The 16,380-nt window shown below is 69.8% G+C and carries 12 protein-coding genes and 4 pseudogenes; 12 read left to right on the forward strand and 4 right to left on the reverse strand.

The window, feature by feature from the left end:
- The first annotated feature begins 1 nt into the window (after nucleotide 1).
- Nucleotides 2-1,484 (forward strand): annotated as a pseudogene (pxpB, locus tag AV541_RS05730) (5-oxoprolinase subunit PxpB).
- A gap of 70 nt (nucleotides 1,485-1,554) precedes the next feature.
- Here pxpB and AV541_RS05735 read toward each other — a convergent pair.
- The 3 genes and pseudogenes from AV541_RS05735 to AV541_RS13565 form a co-directional block, all read right to left on the reverse strand.
- Nucleotides 1,555-2,760, reverse strand: a complete 1,206-nt coding sequence (locus tag AV541_RS05735) for a thiolase family protein (RefSeq protein ID WP_060384461.1) — start codon at nucleotides 2,758-2,760, stop codon at nucleotides 1,555-1,557.
- Between the two features lie 109 nt (nucleotides 2,761-2,869).
- Nucleotides 2,870-4,084 (reverse strand): thioredoxin domain-containing protein, encoded by a 1,215-nt coding sequence (locus AV541_RS13560; protein ID WP_420855397.1) that lies wholly within the window; start codon nucleotides 4,082-4,084, stop codon nucleotides 2,870-2,872.
- Between the two features lie 284 nt (nucleotides 4,085-4,368).
- A pseudogene (locus AV541_RS13565) lies at nucleotides 4,369-4,796 on the reverse strand (DUF255 domain-containing protein); the annotation flags it as partial.
- Nucleotides 4,797-4,846: 50 nt separating this feature from the next.
- Between AV541_RS13565 and nadC the strand changes: the two are divergent.
- From nadC to bfr, 4 genes and pseudogenes are all read left to right on the forward strand, one after another.
- Nucleotides 4,847-5,706, forward strand: a pseudogene (gene nadC, locus AV541_RS05745) (carboxylating nicotinate-nucleotide diphosphorylase).
- A 61-nt stretch (nucleotides 5,707-5,767) separates the two neighbouring features.
- The gene (gene nadA / locus AV541_RS05750; protein WP_060384832.1) at nucleotides 5,768-6,691 is read left to right on the forward strand and encodes a quinolinate synthase NadA; all 924 of its coding nucleotides are present in this window, start codon (nucleotides 5,768-5,770) and stop codon (nucleotides 6,689-6,691) included.
- Entirely contained in the window at nucleotides 6,691-8,172 is a 1,482-nt protein-coding gene (nadB, locus tag AV541_RS05755; RefSeq protein ID WP_060384833.1) for an L-aspartate oxidase, read from the forward strand. Before nadA ends, nadB begins: the two co-directional genes overlap by 1 nt.
- Before the next feature lie 13 nt (nucleotides 8,173-8,185).
- Nucleotides 8,186-8,666, forward strand: a pseudogene (gene bfr / locus AV541_RS13370) (bacterioferritin).
- Between the two features lies 1 nt (nucleotide 8,667).
- Here the strand turns inward: bfr and AV541_RS05765 are convergent.
- Nucleotides 8,668-8,991 (reverse strand): winged helix-turn-helix transcriptional regulator, encoded by a 324-nt coding sequence (locus AV541_RS05765; protein WP_008632387.1) that lies wholly within the window; start codon nucleotides 8,989-8,991, stop codon nucleotides 8,668-8,670.
- A gap of 109 nt (nucleotides 8,992-9,100) precedes the next feature.
- Between AV541_RS05765 and fbp the strand changes: the two genes are divergently transcribed.
- The 7 genes from fbp to paaA all read left to right on the forward strand — a co-directional run bounded on the left by fbp (nucleotide 9,101) and on the right by paaA (nucleotide 16,376).
- Nucleotides 9,101-10,192, forward strand: coding sequence for a fructose-1,6-bisphosphate aldolase/phosphatase (gene fbp / locus AV541_RS05770; RefSeq protein WP_011228346.1), 1,092 nt, complete (start codon nucleotides 9,101-9,103; stop codon nucleotides 10,190-10,192).
- 211 nt (nucleotides 10,193-10,403) lie between these two features.
- A complete protein-coding gene (locus tag AV541_RS05775) occupies nucleotides 10,404-11,651 on the forward strand; it encodes a mannosylglycerate hydrolase (RefSeq protein ID WP_060384462.1) in 1,248 nt (415 codons plus the stop codon).
- Nucleotides 11,648-12,805 carry an ABC transporter permease gene (locus AV541_RS05780; protein ID WP_209440252.1) on the forward strand — a complete coding sequence of 386 codons (1,158 nt, stop codon included), beginning with the start codon at nucleotides 11,648-11,650 and terminating at the stop codon, nucleotides 12,803-12,805. The genes AV541_RS05775 and AV541_RS05780 overlap by 4 nt, the downstream gene beginning before the upstream one ends.
- 9 nt (nucleotides 12,806-12,814) lie before the next feature.
- The gene (locus AV541_RS05785; RefSeq protein ID WP_244880470.1) at nucleotides 12,815-13,792 is read left to right on the forward strand and encodes an ABC transporter ATP-binding protein; all 978 of its coding nucleotides are present in this window, start codon (nucleotides 12,815-12,817) and stop codon (nucleotides 13,790-13,792) included.
- Nucleotides 13,785-14,726 (forward strand): tyrosine-type recombinase/integrase, encoded by a 942-nt coding sequence (locus AV541_RS05790; RefSeq protein WP_060384463.1) that lies wholly within the window; start codon nucleotides 13,785-13,787, stop codon nucleotides 14,724-14,726. Before AV541_RS05785 ends, AV541_RS05790 begins: the two co-directional genes overlap by 8 nt.
- A gap of 107 nt (nucleotides 14,727-14,833) precedes the next feature.
- Nucleotides 14,834-15,418, forward strand: a complete 585-nt coding sequence (locus AV541_RS05795) for a TetR/AcrR family transcriptional regulator (RefSeq protein ID WP_014510310.1) — start codon at nucleotides 14,834-14,836, stop codon at nucleotides 15,416-15,418.
- Nucleotides 15,405-16,376, forward strand: coding sequence for a 1,2-phenylacetyl-CoA epoxidase subunit PaaA (gene paaA / locus AV541_RS05800; protein ID WP_060384464.1), 972 nt, complete (start codon nucleotides 15,405-15,407; stop codon nucleotides 16,374-16,376). The genes AV541_RS05795 and paaA overlap by 14 nt, the downstream gene beginning before the upstream one ends.
- The last annotated feature ends 4 nt before the right edge of the window (nucleotides 16,377-16,380 follow it).

Genomic DNA, 16,380 nt, shown 5'->3' on the forward strand with positions numbered 1-16,380 from the left:
GGTGGTCCGGGGTTTTTACCTGCGCTTCGGCGAGGGGGTCTCTGAGGAGGCGAACCGCAGGGCCCTCGCCCTGGCCGAGGCCCTCCTCCGCGCCCCCCTCCGGGGCTTCTGGACGCCGTGCCCGCCTACAGTATCCTCTACCTGGAGTACGACCCCAGGCGGCTTTCCCGAGGGCGGCTTTTGCGCCTTCTTAAGGGGCTTCCCCAGGAGCGGGCCGAGGAGGGGCGGGTGGTGGAGATCCCCGTGCGCTACGACGGGGAGGACCTTCCCGAGGTGGCCTCCCGCCTGGGCCTCTCCCTCGAGGCGGTGAAGGCCCTCCACCAAAAGCCCCTCTACCGCGTCTACGCCCTGGGGTTCACCCCGGGCTTCCCCTTCCTGGCGGAGGTGGAGCCCGCCTTGCGCCTTCCCCGGAAGCCCCACCCGAGGCCCCGGGTGCCCGCCCACGCCGTGGCCGTGGCGGGGGTGCAGACGGGGATCTACCCCCTTCCTTCTCCCGGGGGCTGGAACCTGATCGGGACCAGCCTGGTGGCCGTCTACGACCCCCACCGCGAGACGCCCTTCCTCCTCCGCCCCGGGGACCGGGTGCGCTTCCTGGAGGCCGAGGGGCCCACGCCGCCCGAGCCCCGCCCCCTGGAGCTCCTCCCCGAGGAGCCGAGCCTTCCCGCCATCCGGGTGGAGGAGGCGGGGCTTTTGGACCTGGTGGTGGACGGGGGCCGCTTCCTCGGGGGGCACCTCGGCCTCGCCCGCTCCGGTCCCCTGGACGCCCCTTCCGCCCGGTTGGCCAACCGGCTTGTGGGCAACGGGGCGGGGGCGCCCCTCTTGGAGTTCGCCTACAAAGGCCCCGTCCTCACCGCCCTCCGCGACCTGGTGGCCGCCTTCGCGGGCTACGGCTTCGTCGCCCTTCTGGAAGGGGAGGAGATCCCCCCGGGGCAAAGCTTCCTCTGGCCCCGGGGCAAGACCCTCCGCTTCCGCCCCCGGGGCCCGGGGGTGCGGGGCTACCTGGCGGTGGCGGGGGGCCTCGAGGTCCGGCCCTTCCTCGGCTCCGCCTCCCCGGACCTCCGGGGGAGGATCGGGAGGCCCTTGAGGGCAGGGGATCTCCTGGGCCTCGAGGCGCTTCGCCCGGTCCGCCCCGGGAGGGCCTTCCCCAGCGCCCGCTCCCCGAGGCCTTCCGCCTCCGCCTCCTCCCCGGGCCCCAGTTTGCGGGGGAGGCCTTTAGGGCCCTTTGCTCCGGCCCCTTCCGGGTGGCGCGGGCGGACCGGGTGGGGGTGGAGCTTTTGGGGCCGGAGGTCCCTGGCGGGGAGGGGCTTTCCGAGCCCACCCCCCTCGGCGGGGTCCAGGTGCCCCCCTCGGGGAGGCCCCTGGTGCTCCTCGCCGACAAGGGGAGCCTCGGGGGGTACGCCAAGCCCGCCCTGGTGGACCCCCGGGACCTCTGGCTCCTGGGGCAGGTCCGGCCCGGGGTGGAGATATGCTTCACAAGCGGGTGAAATCGTGAATAAAAGCACAAGATGGCCGAAGACCCCCCTCCAGCCCCCGGGGAGGGGAGGGGCCTAAGGCTTAGCCCATCCCCTCCACCACCACGGCGATGCCCTGGCCCACGCCGATGCACATGGTGGCGAGGCCGAACTGGACCTTTCGCCGCCGCATCTCGTGGACCAGGGTGGTGAGGATGCGGGCCCCGGAGGCCCCCAGGGGGTGGCCCAGGGCGATGGCGCCGCCGTTGGGGTTGAGGCGGGGGTCCTCCATGTCTAGGCCCCACTCCCGAAGGACGGCGAGGCTTTGGGCGGCGAAGGCCTCGTTGAGCTCAATGAGGCCGAGGTCGGAGAGGCTAAGGCCTGCCCGCTCCAGGGCCTTCCCCGTGGCGGGCACGGGGCCGATCCCCATGATCCTTGGGGGTACGCCGGCCACGGCGATGGCGCGGATGCGGGCGAGGGGCCTCAGGCCGTGGGCCTTGGCGTAGTCGTCGGAGACGAGGAGGACCGCCGCCGCCCCGTCGTTTAGGGGGCTAGAGTTCCCTGCGGTCACCGTGCCCCCCTCGCGGAAGACGGGCCGGAGAGCGGCGAGCTTCTCCAGGGAGGTGTCCCGCCTGGGGCCCTCGTCCTGCTCCACGAGGACCTCTTCCTTGCCGCGCCTGGCGGGGACGGGGACGACCTCGTCCTTGAAGCGTCCCTCCTCCCAGGCCCGCACCGCCTTCTGGTGGGAGAGGAGGGCGAAGCGGTCCTGCTCCTCCCGGGGGATCTTGTACATCTCCGCCAGGTTTTCGGCGGTCTCGCCCATGCTCTCCGTGCCGTAGAGGGCCTGCATTTTGGGGTTGACGAAGCGCCAGCCCAGGGTGGTGTCGTACATGACGAGGTTGCCGGTGGGGAAGCCTCGCTCGGGCTTGGGGACGGCATAGGGGGCGCGGGACATGGACTCTACGCCGCTGCCGATGTAGACCCTGCCTTCGCCGGCCCAGATGGCCCTTGCGGCCTGGGCGACGGCCTCCAGGCCGGAGCCGCAGAGGCGGTTTACGGTGCAGCCCGCCACCTCCACGGGGAAGCCGGCGAGGAGGAGGGCCATGCGGGCGACGTTGCGGTTGTCCTCACCGGCCTGGTTGGCGCAGCCGGCGTAGACGTCCTCCACTTCCTCTTTGGGGACGCCGGAGCGGTCCATGAGGGCGGAGAGGGCGTGGGCGAGGAGGTCGTCGGGGCGCACGGAGGCGAGGGCCCCTCCGTGCTTGCCGATGGGGGTCCTTACTGCTTCCACGATCCAGGCTTCGGGCATGGGGTCCTCCTTACCGAACGGTCGGTAGTAGCTTAGCCGGAAGGCGGGGCGGGGTCAAGCAACAAGGGGAGAAAGAACGCACAAGCGGATATTATCGTGAAAAGCCTCACTAACCATCTCCCCGCACCCGGGCCTCCACCTCCTCCCACCGCTCCACCGGGAGGAGGCAGACCCCCCTCCGGCACACGTAGGCCTTCCCCGGCTCCCGGCCCTCGAGGGCAGGAAGCGCCCCGGCGGGTCCCAGGACCAGCTGGGTGAGGGGCAGGAAGGCCCCCCTTGCGGCCTCGAGGAGAGGGGAGGGCAGGGGCAGGGCGAGTTCCGTGCCCCTTTCCCAAAGGGCCTTGGCCAGGAGCGCCCCCGGGAGGGCGTGGGGGTAGCGGGCCAACCAACGGGCCTTTTCCGCCAGGACCTCCTCCGCCCGCTCCCGGTAGTCCCCGCCGAAAACGGCCCCCAACCGGACCAAGGCCTCGGCCAAGGCGCTTTCCCCCGAGGGGAGGGCCCCCTCCTCCACCTCCTTGGCGGGGAGGGGGAGGGAAGGGCCTTCCCTAAAGAGCCTCCAGCCCGCCTCCGCGAACCTCTGCGCCCAGTCCAGGTAGGGCCACTCCCCCGTGGCGGCGTAGAGCTCCAAAAAGGCCAGGGCGGCGAAGGCCTGGTCGGAGAGGTAGGCCTCCTCCCCCAGGCTTCCCCGCCAGGTGTGTCGCAGGAGGCCTCCCCGGTACATGTGGGCGAGGAGGAAGCGGGCGCCCCTCTTGGCCGCCTCGAGGTAGGCTTCCTCCCCGAAAAGCCTCCCCGCCTCCGCCAGCGCCCTAACCGCCAGGGCGGACCAGTCCGCCAGGACCTTGTCGTCCAAGGCGGGGGGCATGCGCCGCCTGCGGGCCCCTTGGAGCTTCGCCCGCACCCCTTCCCGCCAGGCGAAAAACCCCTCCCCCAGGGCCTCTCTCACCTCGGCCTCGCCCCAGGCGGTGAGGACGGACCTCTCCCCCAGGTCCTCCCCCAGGGCGAAGTAGCGCCGGGCCAGGGGGAAGTCCTCCCCCAGGGCCTCCCTAAGCTCCGCCTCGGTCCAGGTGTAGTAGCGCCCCTCCTCCCCCTCGCTTTCCGCGTCCAGGGCGGTGTGGAAGCCGCCCTCCCGGCGCTGCATGGAGAGGAGCCAGTCCAGGGTCTCCCGGGCCACCCGCAGGAAGAGGTCCTCGCCAAAGAGCTTGTAGGCCCCGAGGTAGACCCGGGCAAGGAGGGCGTTGTCGTAGAGCATCTTCTCAAAGTGGGGTAGCCGCCAGAAGCGGTCCACGCTGTAGCGGTGGAACCCCCCGCCCACCTGGTCGTACACCCCCCGAGGGCCATGGCCCTCAGGGTGGGGCGGAGGAGGCGCGCGGCGCGCTCTTCCCCCTCCCAGGCCCGGGCGAGGAGGTAGAGGAGGAGGGGCCCCTGGGGGAACTTGGGGGCGGGGAGGAACCCTCCCCACTCGGGGTCAAAGGCCCGCTCCAGGTGGTCCAGGGCCTCCTCCTCCGCGCCCTCGGGAAGGGGGCCCGGGGGCGGGGTGAGGCTTTTCCAGAGGGCCCGGGTTAGCCGCTCCGCCTCTTCCAGGACGGCCTCCCGCTTCCCCGCCCAGGCCTCGGCCACGGCCACAAGGACCCGCTTGAAGCCGGGAAGGCCCATCCGGTCCTCCTTGGGGAAGTAGGTGCCCCCGAAGAAGGGCTTGCCCTCGGGGTGAGGAAGAGGCTCATGGGCCAGCCCCCCTGGCCGGTGAGGCTCACGAGGGCCCGCATGTAGGCGGCGTCCACGTCGGGCCGTTCCTCCCGGTCCACCTTCACCGGGACGAAGTGGGCGTTGAGGAGGCGGGCCACCTCCTCGTCCTGGAAGCTTTCCCGGTGCATCACGTGGCACCAGTGGCAGCTGGCGTAACCCACGGAGAGGAAGATGGGCTTGTCCTCGGCCTGGGCCTTGCGGAAGGCCTCCTCGCCGAAGGGGTACCAGTCCACGGGGTCTTCCGCGTGGGCAAGGAGGTAGGGGCTGCGGGCGGCTTTTAGGCGGTTTCCCATCCCCTCCAGGCTAGGGCGGGAGGCCGAAGGGGAAAAGCCTCCTCCTTACAATGGGGGGCGTGGTCGGGGAGGCGCTTTGGCAAGGCGACTTGGAAGAGGCCCTAAGGGCTTGGCTTCGGGAAGACCTGGGGCAGGGGGACCTCACGAGCCTTTTGGTGGTTCCGGAGGACCTCGAGGGCGAGGCCGTGATCCTCGCTAAGGAGGAGGGCGTCCTCGCGGGGCTTTGGGTGGCGGAGCGGGTTTTCGCCCTCGCGGACCCACGCACCGCCTTCACCCCCCTGGTGGCGGAGGGGGCGAGGGTGGCGGAGGGGACGGAGGTGGCCCGGATCCGGGGGCCCTTGCGGGGCATCCTCGCCGGGGAGAGGCTCGCCCTCAACCTCCTGCAGAGGCTTTCGGGAATCGCCACCCTGACCCGGGCCTACGTGGAGGCCCTCGCGGGCACCAAGGCCCAGATCCTGGACACCCGCAAGACCACCCCGGGGCTTCGCGCCCTGGAGAAGTACGCCGTGCGGGTCGGCGGGGGAGGAACCACCGCTACGGCCTCTTTGACGGGATCCTCATCAAGGAGAACCACGTCCGGGCGGCGGGGGGCGTGGGCGAGGCGGTGCGGCGGGCCAAGGCCCGCGCCCCCCACTACCTCAAGGTGGAGGTGGAGGTCCGGGACCTCGCCGAGCTGGAGGAGGCCTTGGAGGCCGGGGCCGACCTCGTCCTCCTGGACAACTTCCCCCTCGAGGCCCTCCGGGAGGCGGTGCGCCGCGTGAGGGGAAGGGTTCCCCTGGAGGCGAGCGGGAACATGACCCTGGAAAGGGCGAAGGCGGCGGCGGAGGCCGGGGTGGACTACGTCTCCGTGGGGGCCCTCACCCACTCGGCCAAGGCCTTGGACCTCTCCCTCCTGGTGGTGCGTCCATGAGGGCGTGGAGGCGGTCCGGGCCCTGGTCCACCACCTCAGGAGGCCCTGCATAATGGGTAGGATGCGTGGGGAAGCCCTGGCGCAAGAGGTTCTCAGGCTCAAGCGGGAGCGGAACGCCGTCATCCTGGCCCACTCCTACCAGCTCCCCGAGGTGGAGGAGGTGGCGGACTTCGTGGGGGACTCCCTGGGCCTCGCCCGCGAGGCCCAAAGGACGCGGGCCGAGGTCATCGTCTTCTGCGGCGTCCACTTTATGGCGGAGACCGCCGCCATTTTGAACCCCGAGAAGACGGTGCTTCTGCCCGACCTGGAAGCCGGCTGCTCCCTCGCCGACAGCATCCGGCCCGAGGACGTCCTGGCCTGGAAGGCAAAGCACCCCGACGGGATCGTGGTGGCCTACGTGAACACCAAGGCGGAGGTCAAAGCCCTGGCGGACGTCTGCGTGACGAGCGCGAACGCCGTGGAGGTGGTCTCCCAGCTTCCCCAGGACCGGCCCATCTACTTCGTCCCCGACATGTTCCTGGGAGCCCACGTGGCCCGGGTCACGGGGAGGAGGCTGGACCTCTTCCCTGGGGAGTGCCACGTGCACGCAGGGATCCGGGAGGAGCACCTGAAGGCCCTCCTGGAAGCCCACCCGGGGGCGGAGTTCCTCATCCACCCGGAGTGCGGCTGCGGCAGCGGGTGCCTTTACCTCAAGCCCGACGCCAAGATGCTTTCCACGGAGGGGATGGTGCGCTACGCCAAGGGGGCGGAGGCCCGGGAGTTCGTGGTGGCCACGGAGGTGGGGATCCTCCACCGCCTCAAGAAGGAGGCCCCGGAAAAAGCCTTCTTCCCGGTGAAGCCCGACGCCGTGTGCGAGTACATGAAGCGGATCACCCTGGAGAAGGTCTACCTCTCCTTGAAGGAGATGCGCCACGTGGTCCGGGTGCCCGAGGAGGTGGCGAGGAAGGCGCGCCGGGCCCTCGAGGCCATGGTGGCCGTGGGGTGATGGAGCGCCGTAGCACAGACCTCCTCGTCCTGGGCGCCGGGGTGGCGGGGGTCTACGCCGCCTTGGCCGCAGAGGAGAGGGGAGCCCGGGTCCTCCTCGTGAGCAAGGACCCCCTCCCCGCGGGCTCCACCCCCTGGGCCCAAGGGGGGGTGGCCTTCCCCGTGGGGGAGGAGGACCTCGAGGCCCACCTCCGGGACACCCTCGTGGCCGGCCGGGGCCTCGTGGAGGAAGGGGTGGCCCGCTCCATCCTGGAGGAGGCCCCCCGCCACCTGGAGAGGCTTCGCGCCTTCGGTCTTCCCTTCCACCCCGAGCCCACCCGGGAAGGGGGGCACTCCCGCGCGAGGGTCTTCCACCTGGGCGGGGACCGGAGCGGGCTTCTCCTCCTGGAGGGGCTCCTCAAGCGGCTTTCCGCCCCCGTGGTTCCCGCCCAGGCCCTAAGCCTCCTCGTCTCCGGGAACCGGGTGGCCGGGGCCCTCCTCTGGGGGCCGGAAGGGCTTTGGGAGGTCCGGGCCGGGGCCGTCCTCCTCGCCACCGGAGGGTTTGGCCGGCTCTTCCCCGTGACCACGAACCCCCAAGGGGCCACGGGGGACGGGATGGCCCTCGCCTGGCGGGCGGGGGCGGTGCTTAGGGACCTGGAGTTCGTCCAGTTCCACCCCACGGCCCTTCCCAACGGGGCCCTGGTCTCCGAGGCCTGCCGGGGGGAGGGGGCCCTCCTCCTGAACGCCCAAGGGGAGCGGTTCATGCCCCGCTATGACCCCCTGGCGGAGCTCGCCCCCCGGGACGTGGTGGCCCGGGCCGTCTTCCGGGAGAGGGAGGGCACGGGCGGGGTTTACCTGGACCTCCGGCCCATCCCCCACCTGGAGGAGCGCTTCCCCACGGTGGTGGCCCAGGCCCGGGCCTTGGGCCTAGACCCCCTGAGGGCGCCCCTTCCCGTGGCCCCGGCGGCCCACTACGCCATGGGCGGGGTGAGGACCGACGCCTTCGGCCACACGGGGATCCCCGGGCTCTTCGCCGCGGGGGAGGTGGCCTCCACCGGCTTCCACGGGGCGAACCGCCTGGCCTCCAACAGCCTCCTCGAGGGCCTGGTGGTGGGGTGGCGGGCCGCCCTAAGGGCCCTGGAGGACCTGGCCTTTCCCCCAAGCGCCACCCCCCTCCCCGCCCTCGCCGCCCCACCCGAGGCGGTGGCGTCCCTAAGGGAGGAAGCGGGGGAGGCCCTCGGGGTGGTGCGGCGGAAAGAGGCCCTCCTCGCCTTCCTCCGCCGGGCGGAGGCCGTGCCCCTGGAGGAGGTGGAAAAGGCCAGCAGAGACCGGCTCGAGGCGGGAAGCCTCCTCCTCCTCATGCGCCTCCTCGCCCGGGCCGCCTTGGCCCGGGAGGAGAGCCGGGGCGCCCACTTCCGGGAGGACTTCCCCCTGGAAGACCGCCCCAGGCACAGCCTCTTCCAGGGGTGGCGCCTCGGTTTCCTTCCCGTGGGTGTAGAGTAGGGGAGGAGGCCATATGAAAGGGCACCCCGAGGTGATTCAGAGCTTGCAGGAACGGCTTTCCGAGGAACTCGCCGCCATCCTCCAGTACATGGTGCACGCCGAGCTGGCGGAGAACTGGGGCCTCAAGGCCCTGGCCCGCCACCTCAAGGCCCACGCCATCACCGAGATGCGCCACGCCGAACGGCACATTGGAGCGCATCCTCTTCCTCGAGGGCTTCCCCGAGGTGAGCCGCATTGGGGAGACCAAGATCGGCAGAAACGTGGAGGAGATCCTCTTCAAGGACTACGAGGGGGAGGTCCAGGCAGTCAAAGGGTACAACGAGACCATGAACCTGGCCCAACGCCTCGGGGACAACGGCACCCGGGAGATGATCGCGGAGATCCTTAAGGACGAGGAGGCCCACGTGGACTGGCTGGAGACGCAGCGGGAGCTCCTCAGCCGCATGGGCCTCCCGGCCTACCTGCAGTACCTCGCCGGGGAGTTTTCCGAGTAGCCTACCGGGCCGGGTCCGGGGCCTTGAGGTGCCGCCTGGCCCAGCGCTCTATGGCCTGGACCACCTCCTCCAGCTCTTCGCCCGCCGGGGTGAGGCTGTAGCGGGTGCGGGGCGGCATGTAGGACTCCACCCGCTTCTCCACCACCCCCAGGCGGACCAGCTGGTCCAGGCGCTGGGAGAGGGTGGCGGGGTTCACGCCCCCCACGGCCCGGGAAAGCTCGTTGAACCCCTTGGGCCCCTCCAGGAGGGCCCGGATGATGTGCAGGGTCCACTTCTCCTGGAGGAGGTTCAGGGCCGCGTAGACGGGGCAGAAGGCCTCGGCCATACCCCCATGGTACCACATGGGGTAAGCGCTTTGCCCGGTAAAGCGAAAGGGGGGCGCCCTTGCGCCGGGGCCCCGGGTGTGGAAACATGGAAACGAAGGAGGTGAGGCTATGAAGGTCACCTTGAGCGTGCTCAAGGCGGACATCGGCTCGGTGGGCGGGCACACCCTGCCCAGCCGCAAGGTCCTCGCCAAGGTGGAGGAGGTGGTCCGGGAGGAGGTGGGCCGCCTCCTCCTGGACGCCTACGTCTTCCACATCGGCGATGACATCGTCCTCCTCCTATCCCACACCCGGGGGGTGCGGAACCAGGAGGTGCACGCCCTGGCCTGGAAGGCCTTCCGTGAGGGCACCGAGGTGGCCAAGGCCGAAGGCCTCTACGGGGCGGGCCAGGACCTCCTTAAGGACGCCTTCACGGGGAACCTCCACGGCCTTGGGCCCCAGGTGGCGGAGATGGAGTTCACCGAGCGCCCCGCGGAGCCCTTCATGGTCCTCGCCGCCGACAAGACCGAGCCCGGGGCCTTCAACCTCCCCCTCTACCTGGCCTTCGCCGACCCCATGTACTCCTCGGGCCTCCTCCTTTCCCCGGAGCTTAGGCCCGGCTTCCGCTTCCGCATCATGGACCTGGCCCAGACGGAGCGGGACAGCTACATTGAGCTGGACGCCCCCGAGCGCCTCTACGACATCGCCACCCTCCTTCGCGACTCCCACCGCTTCGCCATAGAGTCCATCTGGTCCCGGAAGCACGGGGAGCAGGCCGCCGTGGTGAGCACCACGCGCCTGAGGAACATCGCCGGGCGCTACGTGGGCAAGGACGATCCCGTGGCCATCGTCCGCACCCAGAAGATCTTCCCCGCCACGGAGGAGTTCGGCCCCGTCTTCGCCCTCGCCCCCTACGTGGCGGGGGACACCCGGGGAAGCCACCACATGCCCCTGATGCCCGTGCGGGCCAACACCCCGGCCTCCACCTTCTTCTGCGTGCCCATGGTGTGCGGCCTGGCCTTCTCCTTGCGGGAGGGGCGGCTTTCCGAGCCCGTGGACCTCTTCGCCGACCCCGTGTGGGAGGCGGTGCGGGCCAAGGTGGTGGAGAAGGCCCAGGAGATGCGCCGCCAGGGCTTCTACGGCCCCGCCATGCTTCCCATGGAGGAGCTGGAGTACACGGGGATCGCCGAACGGCTGAAGGCTTTGGAGCGGGAGTTCAGTTAAAGGCCGCTAGGGGCGGCCCCGGGAGGCTCCCGGGGCCCGCTTCTTCGCTTTCCCGTGGAGGGGGTTTCAAAAAACCTTGACGGGAGGCGGGAAAGGGGGGTATGCTCTTCCGCAAAGAAAGGAGACGGGCGCCCCCTGCTGGCCGCCCGACGCCCCGAGCACGGGCGCCTGCCCCGTGGAGTGATAGATTGAGCCCGTGGCGCCTTTGAGGATGAAGGCGGTGGAGGTCCTCCAGCGCAACAGCCGGGGGGCCTTCACCGTCCCCGCGCACGGGCTTTACCCTTACCAGTGGCTTTGGGACTCGGCCTTCATCGCCTTGGGGTGGACCCAGGTGGACTGGGAGCGGGCCTGGCAGGAGCTCCTCTGCCTCTTTGACTACGGCCAGGGCCCGGACGGGATGCTCCCCCACATCGTCTTCCACGAGCAGAGCCGGGACTACTTCCCCGGCCCCGACGTCTGGGGCCGGGAGGCCCGGGCCCAGCCCGCCACCTCCGGCATCACCCAGCCCCCGGTGGTGGCCACGGTGGTCCGCTACCTCTACGAGAAGGACCCGGACCGGGCCCGGGCCCGGGAGCGGGCCCGGTACCTCTTTCCCAAGCTCCTCGCCTTCCACCGCTGGCTCTACCACGCCCGCGACCCCTACCGCACCGGCCTCGTGGTCATCGTCCACCCCTGGGAGTCGGGCATGGACAACAGCCCTGCCTGGGACAAGCCCCTGAGCCGGGTGCCCGTGGAGAACCTCCCCCCCTACGAGCGGCGGGACGTGAAGCACGTGAACCCCGAGGAGCGGCCCAGGAAGGAGGACTACGACCGCTACCTTTCCCTCCTCTACCTCTTCCGCCGCCTGGAGTACGACCCCCGGGAGATCTACCGCCAGTCCCCCTTCAAGGTGGTGGACGTGGGGTTCAACGCCATCCTCCAGCGGGCCAACCGGGACCTCTACGCCCTCGCCGTCCTCCTTCAGGAGGATCCTTACGAGATTGAGGAGTGGATCGTGCGGGGGGAGGTGGGCCTCGAGGCCCTCTGGGACCGGGAGGCGGGGTTTTACTTCTCCTGGGACCTCGTGGCCGGGGAGCCCATCGCGGTGAAGACCTCGGCGGGCTTCCTGCCCCTCTTCGCCGGAACGCCCCACCAGGGGCGGGCAAGCCTCCTCGCCCAGGAGGCGGAGCGCTGGGGGGAGAAGGCGCGCTACCTCCTCCCCAGCGTGGACCCCACGAGCCCCTTCTTTGAACCCAGGCGGTACTGGCGGGGCCCGGTGTGGATCAACGTCAACTGGATGGTGGCCGAGGGGTTTAGGGACTACGGTTTCGCCGCCCTGGCGGAAAGGCTCAAGGCGGACGCCCTCGCCCTCATGGAGCGGGAGGGCTTCCGGGAGTACTACGACCCCCTGACGGGGCAGGGGAGGGGGGGTGAGGGCTTCTCCTGGAGCGCCGCCTTGGCCCTCTTCTGGACGCGATGAAGGACCGGTACCTTCCCTACCTTCTGATCCTTCCCTCCGTCCTCTTCCTCCTGGTCTTCTTCGGCTGGCCCTTCCTCAGCGCCCTGGTCCTCGCCTTCCGGGAAGGGGAGGGGGTGGGCTTGGGCAATTTCCGCAGGATGGCCCAGGACCTCTACTTTGGGGACACCCTGCGGAACACCCTCCTCCTCACCGCCATCGTGGTCCCCCTCCAGCTTGCGCTGGCCCTGGCCATGGGGCTCCTGCTGGAACGCCTCGGGCGCGGGCGCGACCTCTTCCTCTCCTTCTGGACCGTGCCCCTCGGGATCTCGGACCTGGCGGCGGGGATCGTGTGGCTTTCCATCTTCACCGAGCGGGGCTACCTCAACACCCTCCTCCACGCCCTCGGGGTCCTAGAGGAGCCCGTGGGCTGGCTCACCTACGAGCACCCCACGGCCCTCTTCCTCGCCGTGGTGGCGGCGGAGGTCTGGCGGGCCACGCCCTTGGTCCTCGTCATCCTGGTGGCGGGCCTCCAGCTCATCCCCAGGGAGCTGCACGAGGCGGCCGAGGTCTTCGGGGCCACGCCCTGGGTCCGGTTCCGGAAGGTGACCCTCCCCCTCCTCCTGGGGGCGCCCGCGGGGTACGCCCTCGCCCGCTACCCCTTTTTTGGGCGGGACCTGTTCCGGGTCTTTCTCATCCTCACCCGGGCCTTCCCCATCGTGGTCCTGGTCCTGCCCCTCGCCGTCCTCTTCCTGCGGGTGGGGCTTTACGACACCCCCTTGGGGGTGGCCCTGGTGCACACCGCCCTCACCCTGCCCTTCTCGGTGATGGTGAGCGCAAGCCTCTTTCTCTCCATCCCAAAGGAGCTTGAGGAGGCCGCTTGGACCTTGGGGTGCACCCGGAGCCAGGCCTTCCTCAAGGTGGTCCTGCCCCTCGCCCTGCCGGGCCTCGCCGCCACCGCCATCTTCGCCTTCATCACCTCCTGGAACGAGGTCTTCGCCGCAAGCGTCCTCACCCTGCAGAACAAGACGCTCACGGCCTTCCTCCTCTCCCTCTTGGACGAGTCGCCCCTGCCCTTTAAGTTCGCCGGAGGGTTCTTCCTGGTGGTGCCCGCCTTGGTCTTCATCTTCGCCGTGCGGCGCTACCTCTTCACCCTCTGGGGCATCGCGAGCCGCTAGGAGGGCATCATGGCCGGGATCCGCGTGGAAAAGGTCAGCAAGCGCTTCGGCAAGGTGGAGGCCTTGAAGGGGGTGGACCTCGAGGTCCGGGACCAGGAGTTCCTCGTCCTCCTCGGGCCCTCGGGGTGCGGGAAGACCACCCTCCTCCGCATCGTGGCGGGCCTCGAGGCCCCCACCTCCGGGGAGGTCTACATCGGGGAGCGCCGCGTCACCCACCTGCCCCCGAGGCTTAGGGGGATCGCCATGGTCTTCCAGAACTACGCCATCTTCCCCCACCTCACCGTTTACGAGAACGTGGCCTTCGGCCTGCGGATGAAGCGGCGCCCCGAGGAGGAGATCCGGAGGAAGGTGGGCGAGGTGGCGGCCCTCCTCCACATTGAGGAGCTTCTGGACCGGTACCCCGCCCAGCTTTCCGGCGGGCAGCGCCAACGGGTGGCGGTGGCGCGGGCTTTGGCGGTGGAGCCGGAGGTCCTCCTCATGGACGAGCCCCTCTCCAACCTGGACGCCCTCCTGCGCCTGGAGATGCGGGCCGAGCTCAAGCGCCTTCTCAAGGAGACCCGGACCACCACCCTCTACGTGACCCACGACCAGGTGGAGGCCATGAGCCTGGCCGACCGCATCGCCGTGATGCGCCAGGGGGAGATCGTCCAGCTCGGCACGCCCACGGAGATCTACCACGCCCCGGCGGACACCTTCGTGGGCGGGTTCATCGGCAACCCCCCCATGAACTTCCTCCGGGCCAGGGCCGAGGGGGGGCGGGTGGTCCTCGAGGGCTTCAGCGTGCCCAGCCCCCAGGAAGGGGAGGTCCTCGTGGGCGTCCGGCCCGAGGACCTCCGCGTGGCCAAGGAGAAGACGGAGGGGGCTTTCCGCGCCCGCGTCCTGGTGGTGGAGCCTCTTCAACCCGAAGACGGGGAAAGCCCTTGCCTGAGGGCGGATTCCCCTCCGTCCCCCCTACCTTCGCGAAAGGTACATTTCGCGCATGTATAATGCCCCCATGCCGGAAGGCGCCACCATCCCCTTTATTTGGAAAACCATCGGCCTTAGAAGGCCCGATAAGGCCCTCGCGCCCCTCGCCCCTTACGCCGAATACCTCCTTCTGGAGCGGGGGTACTCGCCCCGAGGGGTGCGCCGCTACCTCCAGGACCTCGCCTTCTGGTTCCGCTTCCTCGAGGCCGAATCCCTCCCCCCGGGCCCCGAGGCGGTGCGGGCCCTCCTCCTCAGGGAGCGCTGGGCCCCCCGCAGGGTCCAGGGGTTTTTGGCCGCTCTAAGGAGCTACTACCGCTACCTCAAGGAGGTGAAGGGCGAGGCCAAGGAGGACCCCACCGAGGGGATCGGCCGGCCCAAGGCGGGAAGGAGGCTCCCCTTTTACCCGAACCCCGAGGAGCTGCGGCGCTTTCTCAAGGCCCTGGAAGAAGAAAAGGAGGCCCGGCTCCTCACCGCCTTGGCCCGCTTCCTCTACGGCACCGGGCTCAGGATCTCCGAGGCCCTGGCCCTTCAGGGAAAAAACCTGGTTCTGGAGGGCAACCACCCCGTGGCGGTTCGGGTAGTAGGCAAAGGCAACAAGGAAAGGCTCGTGCCCCTTTCTAAAACCGCCCAGGCGGTGCTTTTGGAGCTGGGGTCGCCCCGCGGAAATGTGAACATATTCACTTTTGAGGGGGGAAAACGCAAAGGCCGCACCCCCTCGGCCCGCTGGGTGGAGGCCAAGTTCCGGGAGGCCGCCCTAAGGGCGGGCCTGGACCCCAGGCGCTTCACCCCCCACAAGCTCCGCCACGCCTACGCCACGCTCCTCGTGGAAGCGGGCGTGGAGCTGGACGCCGTGAAGGACCTCCTGGGCCACGAGTCCATCGCCACCACCCAGATCTACCTCCACGCCTCCAGGGAGCGCCTCAAAGAGGCGGCCTCGAGGCTCCCCGAACTCTGAAAAACACCGCTCCACGCTGGCCCAAACCGGCGCCGGGGCCCGGCAGGGTGGTGGGGACACTTGTCCCTTCGCCCGGGTTGTGCTAACCTAACAAACGATCGTTAGCCATGGACCGCCGGAGCCAGATCCTCACCATCGCCGGGCACCTCTTCAGCCAGAGGGGTTACCACGCCACCAGCATGCGGGAGCTCGCCCGCCACCTGAACCTCCAAGGGGGAAGCCTCTACGCCCACATCCAGTCCAAGGAGGAGCTCCTCCTGGAGGTGGTGCGCCAGGCGGCGGAGCGGTTCCAGAAGGTCTTGGAGGAGCTCCCTTCGGGAGACCCCGTGACCCGGATGAAGGCCCTGGTCAAGGGGCACCTTCGGGTCATCGCCGAGGAGCTTCCCCGGGCCACGGTCTTCTTCCACGAGTGGAAGCACCTCTCCCCTCCCCTCCTCGAGGAGGCCAAGGCCCTGAGGCGCCGCTACGAGGAGGGGGTGCAAGAGGTGATCCGGGAGGGGGTGGAAAAGGGCGTGTTCCAGGTGGAAAACCCCCGCCTCGCCACCCTCTTTGTGCTTTCCGCCCTCAACTGGACCTACCAGTGGTACCGGCCCGACGGCCCCCTTTCTCTGGAAGAACTTTCGGAACAGTACGCCAAGCTGGTCCTAAGGGCCCTTGGCGTGCGGGAAGGAGGCGAGGATGGTGAAGCTTAGGATCGGCTACCCCGAGGACCCCGACTACCAGGAAAGGCTTGCGGAGTTTGAGGAAAGGATCGCCCGGGGGGAGAAGATCGAGCCCGGGGACTGGATGCCGGCCGAGTACCGGAGGCAGCTTATCCGCATGATCTCCCAGCACGCCCACAGCGAGTGGGTGGGCATGCTCCCCGAGGGGGCCTGGATCACCCGGGCGCCCTCCCTGAGGCGGAAGCTTATCCTCCTCGCCAAGGTCCAGGACGAGGCCGGGCACGGCCAGTACCTCTACCACGCCGCCGAGACCCTTGGCATCACCCGGGAGGAGATGGTGGAGGCCCTCCTTTCGGGGAAGGCCAAGTACTCCAACATCTTCAACTACCCCACCCTCACCTGGGCGGACGTGGGCATCATCGGCTGGCTGGTGGACGGGATGGCCATCAAGAACCAGACCATGCTGGCCCAGTGCTCCTACGGGCCCTATTCCCGGGCCATGGTGCGCATCTGCGCCGAGGAGACCTTCCACCACAAGCAGGGGAAGGAAGCGGTCCTCCTCTACGCCCGGGGTTCCAAAAAGCAGCGCCAGATGGTCCAGGATGCCCTGAACCGCTGGTGGTGGCCCACCTTGATGATGGCCGGGCCCCACGACACCGACTCCCCCCATACCCCCCTCCTTCTGCGGTGGGGCATCAAGACCAAGACCAACGACCAGGTGCGCCAGGAGTTCCTGAACGAACACGTCCCCGAACTCTTGGACGCTGGGCTCACCATCCCCGACCCCGACCTCCGCTACGACGAGAAGACGGGCAACTGGATCCACGGGCCGATCCCCTGGGACGACTTCTGGAAGGTGATCAACGGGGAAGGCCCCATGAACCGGCACCGGCTCATGGCCCGGAGGCGAGCCCACGAGGAGGGGCGCTGGGTGCGGGAGGCCATGGAGGCGTACGCCAGGAGGAAGCTCGCCCAGGCGGCGGACTAAGGAG

Source organism: Thermus parvatiensis, from assembly GCF_001535545.1.
Taxonomy (GTDB): domain Bacteria; phylum Deinococcota; class Deinococci; order Deinococcales; family Thermaceae; genus Thermus; species Thermus parvatiensis.